17 protein-coding genes are annotated in these 19,301 nt (G+C 55.5%); 7 read left to right on the forward strand and 10 right to left on the reverse strand.

What is annotated here, in order from left to right:
* Nucleotides 1–4 precede the first annotated feature (4 nt).
* The 6 genes from IB144_RS23610 to IB144_RS23635 all read right to left on the reverse strand — a co-directional run bounded on the left by IB144_RS23610 (nucleotide 5) and on the right by IB144_RS23635 (nucleotide 6,402).
* The gene (locus IB144_RS23610; protein ID WP_023159538.1) at nucleotides 5–676 is read right to left on the reverse strand and encodes a hypothetical protein; all 672 of its coding nucleotides are present in this window, start codon (nucleotides 674–676) and stop codon (nucleotides 5–7) included.
* Nucleotides 677–691: 15 nt separating this feature from the next.
* Nucleotides 692–1,993, reverse strand: coding sequence for an oxaloacetate decarboxylase subunit beta (locus IB144_RS23615; protein ID WP_134894627.1), 1,302 nt, complete (start codon nucleotides 1,991–1,993; stop codon nucleotides 692–694).
* A 15-nt stretch (nucleotides 1,994–2,008) separates the two neighbouring features.
* Entirely contained in the window at nucleotides 2,009–3,778 is a 1,770-nt protein-coding gene (gene oadA, locus IB144_RS23620) for a sodium-extruding oxaloacetate decarboxylase subunit alpha (RefSeq protein WP_134894628.1), read from the reverse strand.
* 15 nt (nucleotides 3,779–3,793) lie between these two features.
* Complete coding sequence (locus IB144_RS23625; protein ID WP_188200930.1) at nucleotides 3,794–4,042, reverse strand: oxaloacetate decarboxylase subunit gamma; 249 nt, start codon at nucleotides 4,040–4,042, stop codon at nucleotides 3,794–3,796.
* 8 nt (nucleotides 4,043–4,050) lie between these two features.
* Nucleotides 4,051–5,340 carry an Nramp family divalent metal transporter gene (locus tag IB144_RS23630; RefSeq protein WP_032418153.1) on the reverse strand — a complete coding sequence of 430 codons (1,290 nt, stop codon included), beginning with the start codon at nucleotides 5,338–5,340 and terminating at the stop codon, nucleotides 4,051–4,053.
* 129 nt (nucleotides 5,341–5,469) lie between these two features.
* Nucleotides 5,470–6,402 carry a dihydrodipicolinate synthase family protein gene (locus IB144_RS23635; protein WP_032418154.1) on the reverse strand — a complete coding sequence of 311 codons (933 nt, stop codon included), beginning with the start codon at nucleotides 6,400–6,402 and terminating at the stop codon, nucleotides 5,470–5,472.
* Nucleotides 6,403–6,694: 292 nt separating this feature from the next.
* On the opposite strand from IB144_RS23635, the gene IB144_RS23640 reads away from it, so the two are divergent.
* Nucleotides 6,695–7,717, forward strand: a complete 1,023-nt coding sequence (locus tag IB144_RS23640; protein WP_032418155.1) for a LacI family DNA-binding transcriptional regulator — start codon at nucleotides 6,695–6,697, stop codon at nucleotides 7,715–7,717.
* Between the two features lie 105 nt (nucleotides 7,718–7,822).
* Here IB144_RS23640 and IB144_RS23645 read toward each other — a convergent pair whose 3' ends face one another.
* The gene (locus IB144_RS23645) at nucleotides 7,823–8,575 is read right to left on the reverse strand and encodes an oligogalacturonate-specific porin KdgM family protein (RefSeq protein ID WP_023158563.1); all 753 of its coding nucleotides are present in this window, start codon (nucleotides 8,573–8,575) and stop codon (nucleotides 7,823–7,825) included.
* Nucleotides 8,576–9,093: 518 nt separating this feature from the next.
* Between IB144_RS23645 and IB144_RS23650 the strand changes: the two genes are divergently transcribed.
* The 4 genes from IB144_RS23650 (at nucleotide 9,094) to araC (ending at nucleotide 14,797) form a co-directional block, all read left to right on the forward strand.
* The gene (locus tag IB144_RS23650; RefSeq protein ID WP_002886718.1) at nucleotides 9,094–10,431 is read left to right on the forward strand and encodes a hemolysin family protein; all 1,338 of its coding nucleotides are present in this window, start codon (nucleotides 9,094–9,096) and stop codon (nucleotides 10,429–10,431) included.
* A gap of 202 nt (nucleotides 10,432–10,633) precedes the next feature.
* Nucleotides 10,634–11,866, forward strand: a complete 1,233-nt coding sequence (locus IB144_RS23655) for an oligosaccharide MFS transporter (protein WP_065888529.1) — start codon at nucleotides 10,634–10,636, stop codon at nucleotides 11,864–11,866.
* Nucleotides 11,867–11,884: 18 nt separating this feature from the next.
* Entirely contained in the window at nucleotides 11,885–13,894 is a 2,010-nt protein-coding gene (locus IB144_RS23660; RefSeq protein WP_065888530.1) for a beta-galactosidase, read from the forward strand.
* A 30-nt stretch (nucleotides 13,895–13,924) separates the two neighbouring features.
* Nucleotides 13,925–14,797, forward strand: a complete 873-nt coding sequence (gene araC, locus IB144_RS23665) for an arabinose operon transcriptional regulator AraC (RefSeq protein ID WP_004178353.1) — start codon at nucleotides 13,925–13,927, stop codon at nucleotides 14,795–14,797.
* A gap of 61 nt (nucleotides 14,798–14,858) precedes the next feature.
* Here the strand turns inward: araC and IB144_RS23670 are convergent, their stop codons facing one another.
* Complete coding sequence (locus IB144_RS23670; RefSeq protein ID WP_002886707.1) at nucleotides 14,859–15,065, reverse strand: DUF1107 domain-containing protein; 207 nt, start codon at nucleotides 15,063–15,065, stop codon at nucleotides 14,859–14,861.
* Nucleotides 15,066–15,388: 323 nt separating this feature from the next.
* Here IB144_RS23670 and IB144_RS23675 point away from each other — a divergent pair, with 323 nt between their 5' ends.
* Nucleotides 15,389–15,946, forward strand: a complete 558-nt coding sequence (locus IB144_RS23675) for a YtfJ family protein (protein WP_002886706.1) — start codon at nucleotides 15,389–15,391, stop codon at nucleotides 15,944–15,946.
* On the opposite strand, the gene cysQ is transcribed toward IB144_RS23675, so the two are convergent.
* Complete coding sequence (gene cysQ, locus IB144_RS23680) at nucleotides 15,936–16,679, reverse strand: 3'(2'),5'-bisphosphate nucleotidase CysQ (protein ID WP_002886705.1); 744 nt, start codon at nucleotides 16,677–16,679, stop codon at nucleotides 15,936–15,938. The genes IB144_RS23675 and cysQ overlap by 11 nt on opposite strands.
* Before the next feature lie 192 nt (nucleotides 16,680–16,871).
* Here cysQ and cpdB point away from each other — a divergent pair, with 192 nt between their 5' ends.
* On the forward strand, nucleotides 16,872–18,815 hold the full coding sequence (gene cpdB, locus IB144_RS23685) for a 2',3'-cyclic-nucleotide 2'-phosphodiesterase (RefSeq protein WP_065888531.1): 1,944 nt from the start codon (nucleotides 16,872–16,874) through the stop codon (nucleotides 18,813–18,815).
* A 54-nt stretch (nucleotides 18,816–18,869) separates the two neighbouring features.
* Here the strand turns inward: cpdB and IB144_RS23690 are convergent, their stop codons facing one another.
* Nucleotides 18,870–19,241: a helix-turn-helix domain-containing protein gene (locus IB144_RS23690; protein WP_004152015.1), complete on the reverse strand. Its 372-nt coding sequence runs from the start codon at nucleotides 19,239–19,241 to the stop codon at nucleotides 18,870–18,872.
* Between the last annotated feature and the right edge of the window lie 60 nt (nucleotides 19,242–19,301).

The raw sequence follows: 19,301 nt of genomic DNA on the forward strand, positions 1-19,301 counted from the left end.
CGTATTAATCAGAAAAGACCGGGCCCGCAGGGAAGTGGGCCAGAAATGCCGTCACGGTTAACAACTCACGCAGAGACGGGAATGTTATCTCTTTTTCTGCCAACGCGTGGTCAAAGGCGATCAGCGAATCTATCCCACCCCGCCCGAATACGCCCCCTGCCCAGAGCATTCTTTGCGCCTGGTCACGCGCCCATGCGCTTTCACTACGCCAGGCAAGGATATGCAGCAGAGCCTGTAATAAAGAGGCGACGTGGGTACGCTGCTCTTTAACCAGCCGGCGGTAAACCGGCAGAGCAATGCTTCTTATCACATCAAAGCTCTCCCAGGCCGCATCATCTTTAAGCAGCTTTCCCGCCTCTTCGCACAGGCGGTTGTGAGTAAGAGTCTCTCTTTTTTCCACTGCCTTTCCAGCGGCCATCACCACCCCACCCAACAAATAGAGCGACTCGGGTAATAGCGGCAATACTATCCGCCGGTCCATGGCAAGCTGCTGTCCGGCATAAAGACAAGTCACTAATATTTTCTGCACATTGTACTGTTCGCTGAGGCTCTCAATGATGCCTAGCGCCGGTGTCAGGTGATTCACTAAATCAATCGCCCGTATCGACCTGAGAATAATATTGCTCTGTTCGGAGGTCTGTATTCTTTGGATATCCAGTAATACGGTTTCTTCCATTGTCTTATTCCTCTGTTACATCGCCAGCACGTACTTGAGCATCACCCCGGCGGCGATCGCCGAGCCGATCACCCCCGCCACGTTCGGGCCCATGGCGTGCATCAGCAGGAAGTTCTGCCCGTCCGCTTCCAGACCCACCTTGTTCGACACCCGCGCCGCCATCGGCACCGCCGACACCCCCGCCGAGCCGATTAGCGGGTTGATTTTGTGCCGGCTGAACACGTTCATCAGCTTCGCCATCAGCACCCCGGCGGCGGTCCCCACGCAGAAGGCGATCACCCCCAGCACCAGGATCCCCAGCGTCTGCGGCTGCAGGAACTTGTCCGCCACCAGCTTGGCCCCCACCGACAGCCCGAGGAAGATGGTGACGATGTTGATCAGCGCGTTCTGCACCGTATCGCTCAGCCGCTCCACCACGCCGCTCTCGCGCATCAGGTTGCCGAAGCAGAACATCCCAAGCAGCGGCGCGGCGTCCGGCAGCAGGAGCGCCACCAGCAGCAACAGCACCGCCGGGAAGAGGATCTTCTCCCGCTTACTCACCGTGCGCAGCTGCACCATGCGGATCTTCCGCTCCTTATCCGTGGTCAGCGCCTTCATGATCGGCGGCTGGATCAGCGGCACCAGCGCCATATAGGAGTAGGCCGCCACCGCGATGGCCCCCAGCAGCTCCGGCGCCAGCTTGCCCGACAGGTAAATCGCCGTCGGGCCGTCGGCGCCGCCGATGATGCCGATGGCCGCCGCCTGCGGCAGGGTGAAGCTGATGATGCCGAAGTAGTTCAGCGTCAGCGCCCCGAGCACGGTGGCGAAGATCCCGAACTGCGCCGCCGCCCCCAGCAGCAGGGTGCGCGGGTTAGCCAGCAGCGGGCCGAAATCGGTCATCGCCCCGACGCCCATAAAGATGACCAGCGGCGCGATGCCCGAGCCAATCGCCACCTTATAGAAGATGGCCAGCACCCCGGCGGAGTAGCTCATGTCCACCGCGAGGCTCTCCATCTGCCCCTGTACCGACGGCAGGGCCAGGGCCAGCGCCGCCTTAATGGCGTGGACGTCCGGCGCGCAGTGGAGCTTCGCGGCAATCACCGCCAGCTGCGCCGGGTCGTGGTGAGCCAGCAGGCTCTCCAGGGCGGTGAGCGCCAGCCCGGCCTCCGGGATATTGGAGAGCAGGCCGCCGAAGCCAATCGGCAGCAGCAGTAACGGCTCGAACTTCTTCGCAATCGCCAGCCAGAGCAGCAGCAGGTTGACCAGCAGCATGATGGCCTGGCCGGCGCCGAGGTGCATCAGCCCCATGCCCTGAATCAGGGCGTTCAGACTTTCCATTTCCGCTCCTCGTCCTTACGCCAGAGTCATCAGGGTGTCGCCGACCGCCACCGCGTCGCCGGCTTTCACCGCGATACCGCGCACGGTCCCGGCCTGCGCGGCGCGGATTTCGGTTTCCATCTTCATGGCTTCCAGAATCAGCAGCACCTCGCCTGCGGCCACCGTCTGGCCTTCGCTGGCCAGCACCTTCCAGATGGTGCCCGCCAGCGGGGCGGTCACCGGGGTGCCGGCGCCGGCCGGGGCGGCAGCCTGAACCGGTGCGGAAGACGGGGTGGCCGCCGTCAGCTGGCTGACGTCGCCGCCGTCGCTGACCTTGACCACAAAGGCTTTGCCTTCCACCTCCACGGTGTAGACGCCGGAGGCGGCAGGTTTTTCTGCTTTTGCCACTGGCTGCGCGGCTTCCGCCTGCGGTACCGGCTCAAAGGCCGCCGGGTTGTGGCGGTTTTCGAGGAACTTCAGGCCGGGCTGCGGGAACAGCGCCACGGTGAGCACGTCGTCGATGGCGTTTTCGGCAAGCGTGATGCCCTTCTCCTGCGCCTGGCGTTTCACATCCGCTTCCAGCTGCGCCAGCTCCGGCTTCAGCAGGTCGGCCGGGCGGCAGGTCACCGGGTCGGCGCCGTCGAGCACCCGCGCCTGCAGGGCGGCGTTCACCGGGGCCGGGGTGCGGCCGTACTCGCCCTTCAGGATACCGGCGGTCTCCTTCGCGATGGTTTTGTAGCGCTCGCCGCCCAGCACGTTGAGCACCGCCTGGGTGCCGACAATCTGCGAGGTCGGGGTCACCAGCGGGATGAAGCCGAGGTCCTCGCGCACGCGGGGGATTTCCGCCAGCACTTCATCCAGACGGTGGGCGGCGCTCTGCTGCTTCAGCTGGCTTTCGAGGTTGGTGAGCATCCCGCCCGGCACCTGGGCGACGAGGATACGGCTGTCGGTGCCCTTCAGCTGGCCTTCGAAGGCGTGGTACTTCTTACGCACCTCGCGGAAGTAGGCCGCGATGCTCTCCAGCCTGTGGATATTGAGGCCGGTGTCGTAGGGCGTGCCAGCGAGGGTGGCGACCAGCGCCTCGGTGGCCGGGTGGCCATAGGTGGCGCTCATCGAGGAGATGGCGGTATCGACGCCGTCGACCCCGGCTTCAATGGCCTTCAGCAGGGCCATCTCCGCCATCCCGGTGGTGGCGTGGCAGTGCAGGTGCAGGGTGACGTCATAGCGCTTCTTGATTTCACTGACCAGCTCAAAGGCGGCATGCGGGGTGAGGATGCCGGACATGTCCTTGATGGCGACGGAGTCAACGCCGGTCTCCAGCAGCTGTTCGGTGAGGTCGAGCCAGGTCTGCAGGGTGTGGGCCGGGCTGGTGGTGTACGAAAGCGTACCCTGGGCGTGGGCGCCGTGGCGGCGGACCGCCTGCAGGGCGGCCTGCATGTTGCGCGGGTCGTTCATGGCATCGAAGACGCGGAAGACGTCCATGCCGTTTTTGACGGCGCGCTCCACGAAGCGCTCCACCACGTCGTCGGCGTAGTGGCGGTAGCCGAGCAGGTTCTGGCCGCGGAGCAGCATCTGCAGCGGGGTCTTGGGCATCGTCTTTTTCAGCTCGCGCAGGCGGACCCACGGGTCCTCGCCGAGAAAGCGGATGCAGGCATCAAAGGTGGCGCCGCCCCAGCACTCAAGGGAGCGGTAGCCGACGTCGTCCAGCTGAGCGGCAACGGGCAGCATATCGTCGAGACGCAGACGGGTGGCGAACAGGGACTGGTGGGCGTCGCGCAGGACGACATCGGTAATGGCAACGGTCATGAATTCCTCCGTGAATTAAGGGTGAAGACGGCGATGGTGGTGAATGGCGGCGACAATCGCCGGCTTCAGGCGGGCGAAATCGTCGGCGGGCGCGACGGCGGCCGGCGCCGGTTTGGGGGCGGCAGGCGGCTCGGGAAACAGGCGCTTGACGGCGAGGGACATTCCCCGGATGGCAAAGATGAGCAGCAGCAGGAACACCAGCACAAAGCCCATGCCGAGAAACATCAGGGTGAAGCCTTCGCCTAACAGGATGGCATTAGTCATACCCCACCTCAAAACATGGAAGAAAGAGAGGACATAAATTTAGGTAAGGTGTTAATCAGGGCGACGAGAGTGAGTAACAAACAAAAGAGATAGCTGACCGCCATACATATTTGTAATAACCTTGGCGTCTTATATCCTTTATTAATATCCTTTCGCCACAGCAGCAGGCAGATAAACAGACCCGCGACAGGCGTCGACACCGCCGTTGCGACATTCGCTAAGTAAATTAACTGCACCGGAGATCCGCCGAAGCTAAAACAGATTAACCCCGCAATCACCAGCACTACCATGGATCCCCACTGGACCGCTTTACTCTCCAGCGCAGTAGATTTATTGAACCCCGAGTTAAGCAGGACAACCCCACGCTGAGTATTCCCCAGTAAAGATGAGAAACCCGCGCCCAATAATGCGATCCCCATAATGTATTTTGCCGCGCGTCCCATGCTTGGCGTTAATAAATCAGCCAACTGCGTCGGCGTATTGATTGATATTCCTTGAGGAAAAAGCACAATCGCCCCTACCAGAATAATAGCCCCACTGATCAGCAGCACACCGATAATATGGGCTACGGTATCCGCCACCATCACGCCATTAAAGAGATCATCTTTTTTCCATTTTTTCTCTTTGCCAAGGTAAGTACCGTAGATCCCGGTCGTCAGGGAGGCATTGGTACTGATAAAGCCCAGCGCGGTGACTAAACTCCCCGCAGGAAAGATCCAATGCGTTAATCCTTCCCCGCTGGCTTTCCAGTCTGGCCCCCCCGTTCCCACCAGTGTGATATAAAAGGCGATAATCATTGCCACAATACAAATAGTGATCCCTTTTTCGACTTTGGAATAAACGCCTTTAGAGAAATAGCAATAGATCATCACTGCAATCATAATTAACGCACCGAGCTTCCAGTCAATGCCGAAAACAAGGTTCATGCCGGCCCCGGTACCCGAGATATTCCCCATGGTAAAAAAAAGACAGGCTAAAAAAGTGGCCACGCCTACAAACCCCGCGGCGACTTTACCGTAATAGTGACGTATCGCCTCTATTGACGGCATCCCGGTGAGCATGGAGATACGATAGGTCGTCAACATAAACGTGATCCCCATAAAGGCAATGGGGATCAGCAGCCATAGTAGGGAATAGCCATAGTCCGCCCCTAACATCGACGCGGTGGTAATAGCGCCGGGGCCAATCACGACTCCGGTAAGCACAATCCCCGGACCGATGCGGCGAATTAATTGAGAGAAGGGAAGTCTTTCTATTTGTGCGGGTACAGCGGTAGATGTTTTTTCTAAATTACTCATGACAGCCTCATTATAGTATCTTTATAAAATATTATACGGCCACACTGATATACTGAATAAAACCTGACTATCCTTATTAAAACCAACCCGTATTCATAATGAATACGGGCTTGGTATTCAAATAATAAATTAAATAACCGCTTTTTTAATGCCTGCGGCACGGATAGCCGCTTTGATCTCTTCTTCTGCGCCCGGTTCCAGCGGCAACAGAGGTGACCGAACGGTAGCGTGTTCCAGAATGCCACGTTCAACCAGAGCATGTTTCAACGCCACGGTACCTTCCATATGCGAGCCGCGGTGATAAACGGCCTTAGTAACCGGCAGCAGACGGTCGTGAACCGCTTTGGCCTTCACATAATCCTGCGCTTTACCGGCCTCCAGCAGTTCCAGCAGGAGTTCAGGGGCAATATTGCCATATCCCACCAGGAAACCATCAATATCGAAGGCGGTATGCAGCAGGTATTCATCATGACAGCTGAGGATCTGTAAATCAGGGCGTTCGCGACGAATAACCGGAATTTCCGTATCCCAGCGGCGCATATTACGCACCCCATTTTTCATCGCAAAGACCCCCGGTTGCGCGGAAATATCCAGCATCGTTTCAAGGTTATAAGTGGCTTTAGTGACATCCGGATACTGGAAAAGAATAAGAGGCAATCCACTCTCTTCATATACCACGCGATAACGATCCTGAGGCGCCCCTTTTTGGTAGCCAAAACGCAGCCAACCGTGTGAAGGATATAGCAGACCTGCGGAGGCCCCGGCTTCCACGGCGCGCTGCGCTTCCAGCGCCGCCACTTCCGTCCCTTCGCCAGTAATCCCGGCGATGACCGGTACACGGCCGTCGGTTGAGTCAACAAAACTACGGATAACGTCAGCCTGTTCCTGCTGAGTCAGGAAGGTGCCCTCCCCGGCATGTCCCAGAACCACCAAGCCTTTCACGCCTTTTACGCTACCCAGCCAGGAACCTAAACGTTTGATGGCTTTATGATCGATACGTCCATCGCGGGTGAAAGGGGTAACCGGTGCTGGAACAATTCCACGCAAATCAAGTGCTTTCATGTTAACTCCTTACAAATTTCAACAGATAAAGATGATAAACTCTCTTTCTTGAAATCGATTGCAGGAACGATTGCAAGTGAATTGAAATGTCTTCCCTTTACTTCACAAGATCAAGGGGACTCCGCTAATAAATGCAATTGGAATCACAAAAATGGGCGGGTTAAACATTTATCAAGTTACATTACGTGATCTATTTCCCACATTGCGTCTGGCGCTCCTCTACGCCATTTAAGTTGCGTGGAAGAAATAACTACGAATACAATCGCAACTGAATTTAAACAGGAAATCGGTCATGGGAAATCAATCATCTCAAGAGCACAATGGAAGAACCATTACGATGCAGGATGTGGCTCGCGCCGCCGGCGTGAGTGTTTCAACTGTTTCGCGCGTGCTGGATGAACGTCTCCCCCCGTCCCGCAGCCCTTCGGCTGAAAAAATACGGGAAGCGGCGAAGCAGTTGGGCTACCGACGTGACTACGTGGCGTCCAGTTTGCGCCGTGGCGATACGGGCACGATAGGCGTTCTGGTCCCGAGATTGACCGATACCGTCACGGCGATGTTCTATGAAGCGGTCTCTCAGGCCGCCGCGCGTCAGGGCTATTTCACGGTGGTGGCAACCTGCGGCAACGATCCAGACACGGAAGAGCGCGCCACACAATCTTTGCTGGATCGCCGGGTCGATGGCCTGATCCTCTCCACCTGTCGCCTGGATGACCGCCTGCCTCAGCAATTGCGGGAGAAACAGATCAACCATGTTCTGGCGCTGCGTACCGACGGTATCAGCCCATCCGCTATTGGTGATGACGAACTGGGAGGCTATCTGGCAACCCGCCACTTACTGGATCTCGGTCATCGGGAAATCGGTATTATTGCCGGCCCCAATTTTTCATCGAGCACCTTAAACCGGCAAAAAGGATTTTTGCGTGCCATGCAGGAAGCGCAGGCCGAGGTGAATCCGCAATGGTGGCGAGATTCCGACTTTACCATTGTGGCCGGTGAAAACGCCGGTTATGAAATCCTGAATAGTCCGGCGCGCCCCAGCGCCATTTTCGCCGTCAATGATGACCTGGCGATCGGCGTGATGGCGGCTGCACACCGACTCGGGCTGGAGATAGGCCGCGACGTTTCACTGGTAGGCTATAACGACATTCCGTTAGTCAGTCGCCTGCCGATCCCTTTGACCTCCGTGAAGACACCGCTCGATCAGCTTGCCAGCCATGCCGTTGAATTGCTGCTAGGTCATCATGTGGAAAACCCCCAACGCTACTCTTTACCCACCCTGATTCCGCGCGCTTCCACGCGGCCTTATCGCTAAGCGGCGCACGTTCCCGACCCGAAGGCGTGCCAGGGCCGGGAACGTATTCAATATGGTTCCAGCAAATGTCAGCAGATATTGTTTCCTGCTCGTCAGGGCGAGATTTTATAGCGTAAACGTCATACCGATACGATATCGTGATTCTGAAATTTTATTTTTGCCATCATGGTAACCCTGTTTATCAAGGTAATCATATTCGATATAGGGACTAAACCAGTCATTCCATTTATAGCGTAGCGTTACGGCGTTTTCTGTCGCCGAAGATTTATCATTATTATATTTATAGTCATCGTTGACATGTCGATAGACCGTGCCTTGATACAGGGCACTCCATTGGGCATTAAATTTATAATTAACATATAAATCCAGGCGGTTGACGCTGTCGCGATGTGACTCGCCGACGCTATTAACCGTTTCGTAAGTGTTGTAGTCATAGCGATAACGTAGTCCAAAGGTGAGATCGGGAGTCGCTTTATAGTTAATACGAAAATAAGGCCGTAGCTGGGTGCCTTTACTGCTCCAGTGATAGATACCGCCTGGCTGCAAGGCCCATTTTTCCGCGAATGGCCAGCTATAGTTAACCTCGATTTCATTATAATCGACTGTACTGTCGCCAAAGGAGTGGGACGCATCCGTTTTATCTGTGCCATTTTTTCCCTGGTGGTTATTTTTGTTGTTTTTATTATCCATCTCCATACTCGCCCACCAGCCATTCTGCCACCCCTGACTCACCTTATAGCGAGATTCATAAGAGTGACTTCCCGCCCGATATCCTCCTCTGACATCGAAAGTCAGCGCGTGACCAGCGGCGGGTATCCCCAGGGCGACACATACTATCAAAGCTATTTTCTTATGCATATTTTATCCCTAAAATTAATCATTTTTAAATGAAACGGAAAATAATATGACGGTATTTAAATATTTTAAAAATGAATGTGAAATCGTTCGCGGTATCGTTTTCAAACGCGGTTATCATTCTATTACTGAAGTGAGGTGGTCAAGCCGCTAAAAATACCAATGCTATTCTCATCACACATTTCCCCCGGTTTTTATTCTGGCGTATGTATTTTTGTGATCCACTCCGCGCCCGTTATTACCGCGGCCGGGCGGCACTTTCCTCTGGCCGCACCTCGTTTTCCGGTGAAAATAACCAGGTGCGCCCTGTCCGCATAAGTACGCTTTTACTACGACCTCTAGTGGTGAGATAACCGTGTAATTAACAATGATTAATCAATGCTCTGGCGATTTTGCTGACTGTTACGCTATACTAGCCTCTGAAATTGCCCGCCTGCGTCTGTGGGCGGGTGTTCAAGTAGCTTCCTTATAGTTCGATCAACTTCCCTTCCGAGGATCTGGCCTCAACGGTCAGAAAAGATATGTTAAACAGTATTTTAGTAATACTCTGTCTGATAGCCGTCAGTGCGTTTTTTTCGATATCGGAAATTTCACTGGCCGCCTCACGTAAAATCAAACTGAAACTGCTGGCCGATGAAGGCAACGTCAACGCACAGCGGGTGCTGAAGATGCAGGAGAACCCGGGCACCTTCTTTACCGTCGTGCAGATTGGCCTCAACGCCGTCGCCATTCTTGGCGGTATTGTGGGCGACGCGGCTTTCTCACCGGCGTTTCATAGCCTGCTCAGCGGGTATTTGTCGCCGGAGCTCTCCGAGCAGCTGAGCTTCATCATCTCTTTTACCCTGGTCACCAGCTTGTTCATCCTGTTTGCTGACCTGACTCCGAAACGCATCGGTATGATTGCGCCCGAAACAGTGGCCCTGCGCATCATCAACCCGATGCGCTTCTGCCTGTTAGTCTTCCGCCCGCTGGTGTGGTTGTTTAACGGCATGGCCAACATGATCTTCCGCATCTTCAAACTGCCGATGGTGCGGAAAGACGATATCACTTCCGATGATATCTATGCCGTGGTCGAGGCCGGCGCGCTGGCCGGGGTGCTGCGCAAGCAGGAGCATGAGCTAATTGAGAACGTGTTCGAGCTGGAGTCCCGCACCGTTCCTTCCTCCATGACCCCGCGTGAAAGCGTCATTTGGTTTGATTTGCACGAAGACGAGCAGAGCCTGAAGAATAAAGTGGCCGAACATCCGCACTCGAAGTTCCTCGTCTGTAATGAAGATATCGACCACATTATCGGTTACGTCGATTCAAAAGATCTGCTGAACCGCGTGCTGGCGAACCAGAGCCTGGTGCTGACCGGCGGCGTACAGATCCGCAACACATTGATCGTGCCGGACACCCTGACCCTGTCGGAAGCGCTGGAAAGCTTCAAAACCGCCGGGGAAGACTTCGCGGTGATCATGAATGAATACGCGCTGGTGGTCGGGATCATCACTCTCAACGACGTAATGACCACCCTGATGGGCGACCTCGTCGGCCAGGGGCTGGAAGAGCAGATTGTCGCCCGCGATGAAAACTCGTGGCTGATCGATGGCGGTACGCCGATTGATGACGTGATGCGCGTGCTGGATATCGACGAGTTCCCGCAGTCCGGGAATTACGAGACCATCGGCGGCTTTATGATGTTTATGCTGCGTAAAATCCCCAAACGCACCGACGCGGTGAAGTTCTCCGGCTATAAGTTTGAGGTCGTGGATATCGATAACTACCGTATCGACCAGCTGCTGGTGACCCGCATCGATAACAAGCCAACGGTGCTGGTGCCGAAGCAGGCGGAAACGGCGGAAAGCCAGAACGCCTGAGCGTAATCTTTTCTCTCTCCTAAGGGCGGATGACCATCCGCCCTTTTTTTATGGCTCGAATGTGAAGCGGCTCACGCCCCTCTGCCGATAGCAGATTACTCCTGCTCGATAGCGAAACGTTCATGACTCCCCGACGCGCAAAAAGGTAACGTTGCTCGCATCAACACGATCATATTCCTGAATAAAGGAAGCGAGGGTTACCATGATAACGTCAAATAAAAATTACTTTATCAGCTGTCTGTTTTTCCTGTTCTTCTTTATAGGTTGGGGATGCTGCTACCCTTATTTATCCCTGTGGTTGACGGAAACCATCGGTATTAACTACACCGACGTCGGCCTGGTTTATTCTTTCACCGCCATTGTCGCCGTCTGCGTTCAGCCATTATTCGGCTTCATCTCCGATAAACTGGTGTATCGTAAGAATCTGATGTGGATGCTGGCGATTATTATCACGTTATTCGCCCCTTACTGGATTTATGTCTTTGCTCCCCTGTTAAAAATAAATGTGTTCCTCGGCGCGCTGGCTGGCGGCCTTTATATTGGCATGGCCTACGGCGCCGGCTGCGGGATTTGCGAAGCCTACATTGATAAAGTCAGCCGCGCCTCCGGCTTCGAATTTGGTCGGGCGCGGATGTTCGGTGGCATCGGCGCTGCGATCGGTACCTTTGCGGCAGGAAAACTCTACGGCATTGATCAGAATATGATTTTCTGGTTGGCCAGCGGCGCAGGCGTCTGTCTTATGGCGATTGTCTGGAAAATGCAGATCAGCGCCCACCCTCAGCAGGGATTGCTGCCTGGCAAAGCCTCGCCGGTTACCCTCCGCGATGCCGTCTCGCTGTTAAAAATTAAAAAATTCTGGTTCTTCGCCCTCTATGTCATTGGCGTCGGGGCGGTCTATGAAACCTATGATCAGCAGTTCGCTATCTATTACAGCCATTTCTTTGAGAGTAAAGCCCGGGGTGCAGAAGTCTTCGGTTATTTAACCACGGGTCAAATTTTCCTTGATGCCATCGTGATGTTCTTTGCGCCATGGTTTGTGAATAAAATCGGCCCGAAAAATGCGCTGTTATACTGCGGGCTGATTATGAGCTTGCGCATTATCGGCTCCGCATGGGCTATTGGCCCGGTATCCATCAGCCTGATTAAACTCCTCCACGGCTTTGAAAGCTCGGTGCTCCTCGTCGCGGCGCTAAAATATATTACCGCTAACTTTAACCCTCTGCTGTCAGCGACCGTTTACTTAATTGGCTTCCAGTTTTCGAAAAGCTTTAGCTCTATTTTTCTCTCGACCGGTATCGGCCATATGTACCAGAGCATGGGCTTTACCAGTAGCTATATCGTACTCGGCGGTATCGCTCTGTGCTTCACGCTTATTTCTTTTATTACGCTGGATAAAGCGCGTGTCTTCTCTTCACAACCGGTGCCCGCGAATTAATGTCAGGAGGTAGTGTGTATGTCTCATTTATTTTATGGCGTGGCGTATTACGATGAATATATGCCGGAAGATCGGCTGGCTAAGGATATCGCCTTAATGCGCGAAACCGGCATTAACGTGGTGCGTATTGCCGAGTCCACCTGGAGTACGCTGGAGCCTGAAGAGGGCCAGTATAATTTCTACCATATCGACCGGGTGCTGGAGGCGATGCATGAGGCCGGCATTGCGGTCATCGTCGGGACGCCCACCTACGCGGTCCCGGCCTGGCTGGCGGCGAAACATCCCGATATTCTGGTCACCACCGTCGCGGGGCAGCAAAAATATGGTCCGCGGCAGATCATGGATATCGTCAACCCGACCTTTCGCCGCTATGCCGAAAAAATTATCCGCACGCTGATGGCCCATGTGCAACACCATCCGGCGATTATCGGCTGGCAACTGGATAACGAAACCAAGCATTACGACAATATTGGCCGCTATATGCAGGAGGGCTTCGTGCGCAGCCTGCAGGAGAAATATCCTGACCTCCGGCAGCTGAATCACGATTTCGGCCTGGATTACTGGAGCAACCGCATTGACCGCTGGCAGGATTTTCCGCCGGTGGAAAACACCATCAACGCCAGCCTCGCCTGCGCCTTCTCCCGCTATCAGCGTCAGCAGGTCACCGAGTATCTGGCCTGGCAGGCGGCCATCGTTCGGGAATACGCCCAGCCGCACCAGTTCGTCACCCACAACTTCGATTTCGAATGGCGCGGTTACTCTTACGGCGTGCAGCCGCGGGTCGACCATTTTGCGGCGGCGCAGGCGCTGGATATCGCCGGCGTCGATATCTATCACCCGAGTCAGGCACACCTGACCGGACGGGAAATCGCCTTTGGCGGCGCCATCACCCGCTCGCTTAAGCCGGGCCAGAACTACTTCGTGCTGGAAACCCAGGCTCAGGGCTTCGCCCAGTGGACCCCCTTCCCGGGCCAGATACGCCTGCAGGCATTCAGCCATATCGCCTCCGGCGCCGCCATGGTCTCCTACTGGCACTGGCATTCGATTCATAACGCCTTTGAAACCTACTGGAAGGGGCTGCTCAGCCACGACTTCTCGCGCAACCCAACCTGGCAGGAAGCTACCACCATCGGCGCCGATTTCGCCCGCCTGTCGCCGCAGCTGGCGGAGCTGAAGGCCGAAAATGACGTCGCGTTGCTAATAAGTAATGAGGCGATGGACGCTCTCAATCACTTCCTTCCCGGCGACGCCAGGGGCAACATTTATAACGATATCTTCCGCCGCTTCCACGATGCGCTGTATGACCACAATATCAGCCTCGACATCATCCACGATGTGAACGAGGAAACCTCGCGCTACCGGGTGCTGATCGTTCCTGGTCTGTACGCCGCCGATGAGGGCCTGCTAACGCGGATTAACGACTATATCGCCCGGGGCGGCAGAGCGCTGATCGGCTTTAAATCAGGCTTTAGCGATGAAAACGTCAAGGTGCGCAGCAGCGCGCAGCCGGGGGTTTTGCGCCAGAGCTGCGGCGTCAGCTACAGCCAGTTCACCCTGCCGGAAGAGACGACGGTAAGCTCTTGCTGCGCAGAGATTGATTGCCGCAATGACAATCAGGCTGAGCTGTGGATGGAATTGCTGACGCCCGATGACGGGACCCGCACCCTGCTGCGCTATCAGCACCCGGCATGGGGCGAATACGCCGCCGCAACGGAGGCGGATTACGGTCAGGGTCGCGCCCTGTACGTTGGCTTTCTGCCGCAGAAGGGCCTGATTAGCCAGCTGTTTGATGTCCTGACGGCGGATCTCACGCTGAACTCGCGAACTTCCGCCTATCGCTATCCGTTAGTGGTTAAAAAGATGCGTAACCGTGCCGGAAATAATATCCACTTCCTGTTCAATTACTCCGGCGAGGCGATGGATGTTGTCAGCGAGACCCTGGGTACTGCGCTGCTGAGCGGGGAGACAGTATACGTCGGCCAGCCGTTGCGCCTCAGGGCTTGGGAATTTACTATCATCGAAAGCTAACGACGCGGCGGCGCTCAGGTGGAAGAGAGAATGGAACTGGATATCAATGAGCTACTCAATTTCTCGCCATTGATGAAGACCTTTACCTTCAATGCCTGGGTCGTCGCAGGCTTCACGCCGATTACCCGCGGCTCCACGCTGGACTACTACATTAATCGCCCGCAGGGGATGAAAGGTTACATCATTAATCTGACCCTGCGCGGCCAGGCGCGGGCGAAAGCGGGCGATGGCTTCCTGCTGTGCCGGGAAAACGATCTGTTGCTGTTTCCTCCCGGCGTGCCCCATCATTACGGCAGGGACGAACACAGCGAGTACTGGGACCATCTGTGGATCTACTTTATCCCCCGCCCCTACTGGATAGACTGGCTGAAGTGGGACCAAACCACCCACGGTATCGGCAAAACAACCATTAACGATCCCGACCAGCTCCAGCAACTGCGCGATCTGTTCTACGAAGTGATACGCCACCACTCTGCGTCCGTACCGCTGTCAGAAGCGCTGGCAATGAACGCGCTGGAGAGATTAATTCTCCGCTGTTTTCAGCAGCAGCCCATTAGCAACCGCCATGCCCACGACCCACGGATTAACGCCATCTGCGACTATCTTAACGCCCATATTGCACAGGAGGTAAAAATCGAGACTCTGGCGGCGATGGTGTTTATCTCCCCTTCACGTCTGGCGCACCTTTTCAAAAATGAACTGGGGCAAACGGTCTATGCGTGGCGGGAAACGCAGCGCATCAACCGCGCCAGGTGGCTTATTCAGAGCACTTCGCTCCCACTTAACAAAATTGCTTTATCGGTGGGCTACAGCGATCCGGTCTATTTCACCCGCTTGTTTCGTAAACATAACGGCATCCCGCCGGGTGAATATCGCAAACGCTATGCGGAAATGAAGGGCTAAAAACATCAACGGCTCCCATCGGGAGCCGTCTTTTACCTACTACGTACTGCTACGTGCCAGGCTATGCCATCTCAGTTTGCAGACGCAACACCTGACGATTGACTTCGGACATCACTGACAGATGCAGCTTGTCCTTGACCTTCGGGATAAGGATTTTGCCCTTATCAAATTCAAATGCGCCAACGTCCTTGATGTACAACCGTCCACGAAACAGGATCTTCACGTACTTCGCCACTTGCAGCGGATTGTAGCGTTGGAAAATTTTCATTCTTCTCTCCTGCCAGGGTTACGCTCTTGTGGTGCCACAGTTAGCCCACGTCTTGGGAGCGCAAATTTTAATGCCCTAAAACTATAGTCCAGAATCTCAGAGGGACCCAGTATGTATAAGTTTATTTACCCTTTGATGACAATAATTCAGAATTTTCGTTTCAGACATACGATGAAGTAAGTATAAGTCGCCGTTTTACGACTAATTTGTGCGTCAACACGCAAACTGGCATCCTCATTGCGGGTAATCACCGTCAATCGCACTTATGATTAAACGAGACCAAGTGGTCGGATCACCTGCATAAAAATGATTAAGGATTACGCATGACCCTACGTAGCATACTGGCCGCCTCGTTACTGCTTCTCCCGCTGCTGGCCACAGCGCATAACTTCGTCGACGGCCAGCGCGTGGCGCCCGTTGGCGTCGCGGATCGGGGAGAGCTTATTCTGGATAAGGATAAGTTTAGCTATAAAAACTGGAATAGCGCCCAGCTGGCGGGAAAAGTGCGCGTGGTCCAGCACATCGCCGGACGCTCGTCAGCAAAAGAGAAAAATGCCAATCTGATCGAGGCGATTAAAGCGGCGGGCTTCCCGCACGATCGCTATCAGACCACCACCATTGTAAACACTGACGACGCCATCCCGGGCACCGGGATGTTTGTACGTAACAGCATTGAAAGTAATAAAAAGCTCTTCCCATGGTCGCAATTTATCGTCGACAGCAACGGCCTGGTGCGGAAAGCCTGGCAGCTGGACGAGAAGAGCTCAGCGATCGTGGTGCTGGATAAGAACGGGCGTGTGCAGTGGGCTAAAGACGGCGCCCTCACCCAACAAGAGGTGCAGCAGGTGATCGACCTGCTGCATAAATTGCTTAATAAATAGAGACCCGGAAGCCGGGGTTGAGGAAGGATTCACGCGGCGTGTAGTCGAGGGTTTTCCCCTGCCAGTCGTGAACATGCGCCCCGGCGGCCACCGCGACCGCATGGCCGGCGGCGGTGTCCCAGGTGCTGGTCGGCCCGAAGCGCGGATAGAGCTGGGCCTGACCTTCCGCCACCAGGCAGAATTTCAGCGACGAACCGATTGAGGTGGTCTGGTGTTCGCCAAGTTGCTCAAGATACTCCTGCAGCTCCGGATCGTTGCTATGGGAGCGGCTAATCACCACCAGCGGCGGACGGGCATCGCGGACCTGGATCTGCTTGCGTACGCCGCACTCTTCTTTCCAGGCTTTGCCATTTTGCGCGCTGTACATCACCTTCATCACCGGCGCATAGACAACGCCCAGCGTCGGCTTGCCGTTTTCAATCAGCGCGATATTGACGGTGAATTCGCCGTTACGCTTAATAAACTCTTTGGTGCCGTCCAGCGGGTCGACCAACCAGTAGCGCTGCCAGTGCTGGCGCACTTCCCAGGACGGCGGGTCCTCCTCGGAGAGGATCGGGGTATCCGGATCCAGCGCCTGCAGGCCGCTGACAATGACTTTATGCGCTGCGATATCCGCCGCCGTGACCGGAGAATCATCTTTCTTGCTGGCGACGTTGATCGGCTGGTTTCCATCGTAGACTTCCATGATGGCATCGCCCGCGTTCCGTGCAAGCTGACATACTTGTTCTAACATTCTCCACCTCGTCTGGTTACAGTGGCGTTAACTCGTTGTTTTATTTATATCGCATCACCGCGAGTTCCGCTATCTGTGATAACGATGGCGGTTTCTCTGCCCGCTTTTCTGGCAAGATTCACATTTCTGTAAGCAACAGAATATAAATACATTTTCTACTGTGCTATCGCTCATAAAAAAAGGACGCCTCTGATGATTAAGTTTAGCGCAACGCTCCTGGCCACGCTGATCGCCGCCAGCGTCAACGCCGCGACGGTCGACCTGCGGATCATGGAAACCACCGATCTGCACAGCAATATGATGGACTTTGACTATTACAAAGATGCCGCCACGGAGAAATTCGGCCTGGTCCGTACCGCCACCCTGATCGAACAGGCGCGGGCAGAAGCGAAAAACAGCGTGCTGGTGGATAACGGGGATGTTATCCAGGGGAGCCCGTTAGGCGACTACATGGCCGCGAAAGGGTTGAAAGAAGGCGATGTGCATCCGGTGTATAAGGCGATGAATACCCTGAATTACGCCGTCGGCAACCTGGGCAACCATGAATTCAATTATGGCCTCGACTTCCTGCATAAGGCGCTGGCCGGGGCGAAATTCCCCTACGTGAACGCCAATATCATCGATGCCAAAACTGGCAAACCGATGTTTACGCCGTACCTGATCCAGGATACCCGGGTCGTGGACAGCGATGGTCAACCCCATACTCTGCGCATCGGCTATATCGGTTTTGTGCCGCCGCAGATCATGACCTGGGATAAAGCCAATCTCAGCGGTAAAGTGACGGTCAACGACATTACCGAAACCGCGCGCAAATATATCCCGGAGATGCGGGCGAAAGGGGCTGATGTGGTGGTCGTGGTCGCGCACTCCGGCCTCTCCGCCGACCCGTATCAGGCGATGGCCGAGAATTCGGTTTACTACTTAAGCCAGGTGCCCGGCGTGGACGCCATTATGTTCGGCCATGCCCACGCGGTGTTCCCGGGTAAAGACTTCGCCAACATCAAAGGCGCGGATATCGCCAAAGGGACGCTGAACGGTGTACCGGCGGTGATGCCGGGAATGTGGGGCGATCATCTCGGGGTGGTCGATCTGGTGCTAAATAACGACAGCGGTAAATGGCAGGTAACTCAGAGTAAAGCGGAAGCGCGGCCAATCTATGACGCGGTGGCGAAGAAATCACTGGCGGCCGAAGATGGCAAGCTGGTGGCGGTGCTGAAAGCCGATCATGACGCCACTCGCGAATTCGTCAGCAAGCCGATCGGCAAGTCCGCCGACAACATGTACAGCTATCTGGCGCTGGTGCAGGACGACCCGACGGTGCAGGTGGTCAACATGGCGCAGAAAGCCTACGTCGAACACTATATTCAGGGCGACCCGGATCTGGCGAAGCTGCCGGTGCTCTCCGCCGCCGCGCCGTTTAAAGTCGGCGGGCGTAAAAACGATCCGGCGAGCTTTGTCGAAGTGGAGAAAGGCCAGCTCACCTTCCGCAATGCCGCCGACCTCTATCTCTACCCCAACACCCTGGTGGTGATGAAGGTCAGCGGGAAAGAGGTTAAGGAGTGGCTGGAATGCTCTGCCGGACAGTTTAACCAGATCGATCCCGCCAGCAGCAAGCCGCAGTCGCTGATCAACTGGGACGGCTTCCGCAGCTACAACTTCGACGTAATTGACGGGGTGAACTACCAGATCGACGTCACTCAGCCGGCCCGCTACGACGGCGAATGTCAGATGATCCATCCGCAGGCAGAGCGTATTAAGCACCTGACCTTCAATGGAAAACCGGTTGATCCGCAGGCTACTTTCCTGGTCGCGACCAATAACTATCGCGCTTACGGCGGCAAATTCGCCGGCACCGGTGAGAGCCATATCGCCTTCGCCTCACCGGATGAAAACCGTTCGGTGCTGGCGGCATGGATTGGCGCGCAATCGAAGAAGGAAGGCGCGATCCATCCGGCGGCGGATAACAACTGGCGTCTGGCGCCGATCCACAGCAACACGCCGTTGGATATTCGTTTTGAGACCTCGCCTGGCGACAAAGCCGCGGCGTTTATCAAAGAGAAAGCGCAGTATCCAATGCGCCAGGTGGCCACCGATGATATCGGCTTCGCCATTTATCAGCTGGATTTGAGCAAGTAATGCCTGTTCCCCGGCGGCGCTGCGCTTACCGGGGCTACAGGGAGTGATACATTTTCACTCCCCGTGGTTAGCCAGCACCGAGGGCAGATTAACCTCGATCCAGTCCGCCAGGGCGGCCACCTTCTCGCTCACCTGCAGGCCGAGCGGCGTCAGGCTATATTCAACGTGCGGGGGCACCACCGGATAAGAGACGCGGTCGATAAAACCATCCTGCTCCAGCGCCTGCAGCGACTGCGCCAGCATCTTTTCGCTGACCCCGCCCATCTTACGGCGCAGATCGCTGAAACGGTGGGTTCCCTCGCGCAGCGCCACCAGAATCAACACGCCCCAGCGGCTGGTGACATGTTTAAGCACATCGCGCGACGGGCACTGTTCCGCAAACAAATTGCCGGTGCGCAGTTTCTCGCTCAGCGTCGGTTCGGCCATTTCACACTTACCTTTTTGTACGTACTTACTAAAAGTTAGTTAAGGTGGTAGCTTACCACA

This window comes from Klebsiella sp. K4 (assembly GCF_014596785.2).
Taxonomy (GTDB): domain Bacteria; phylum Pseudomonadota; class Gammaproteobacteria; order Enterobacterales; family Enterobacteriaceae; genus Klebsiella; species Klebsiella pneumoniae.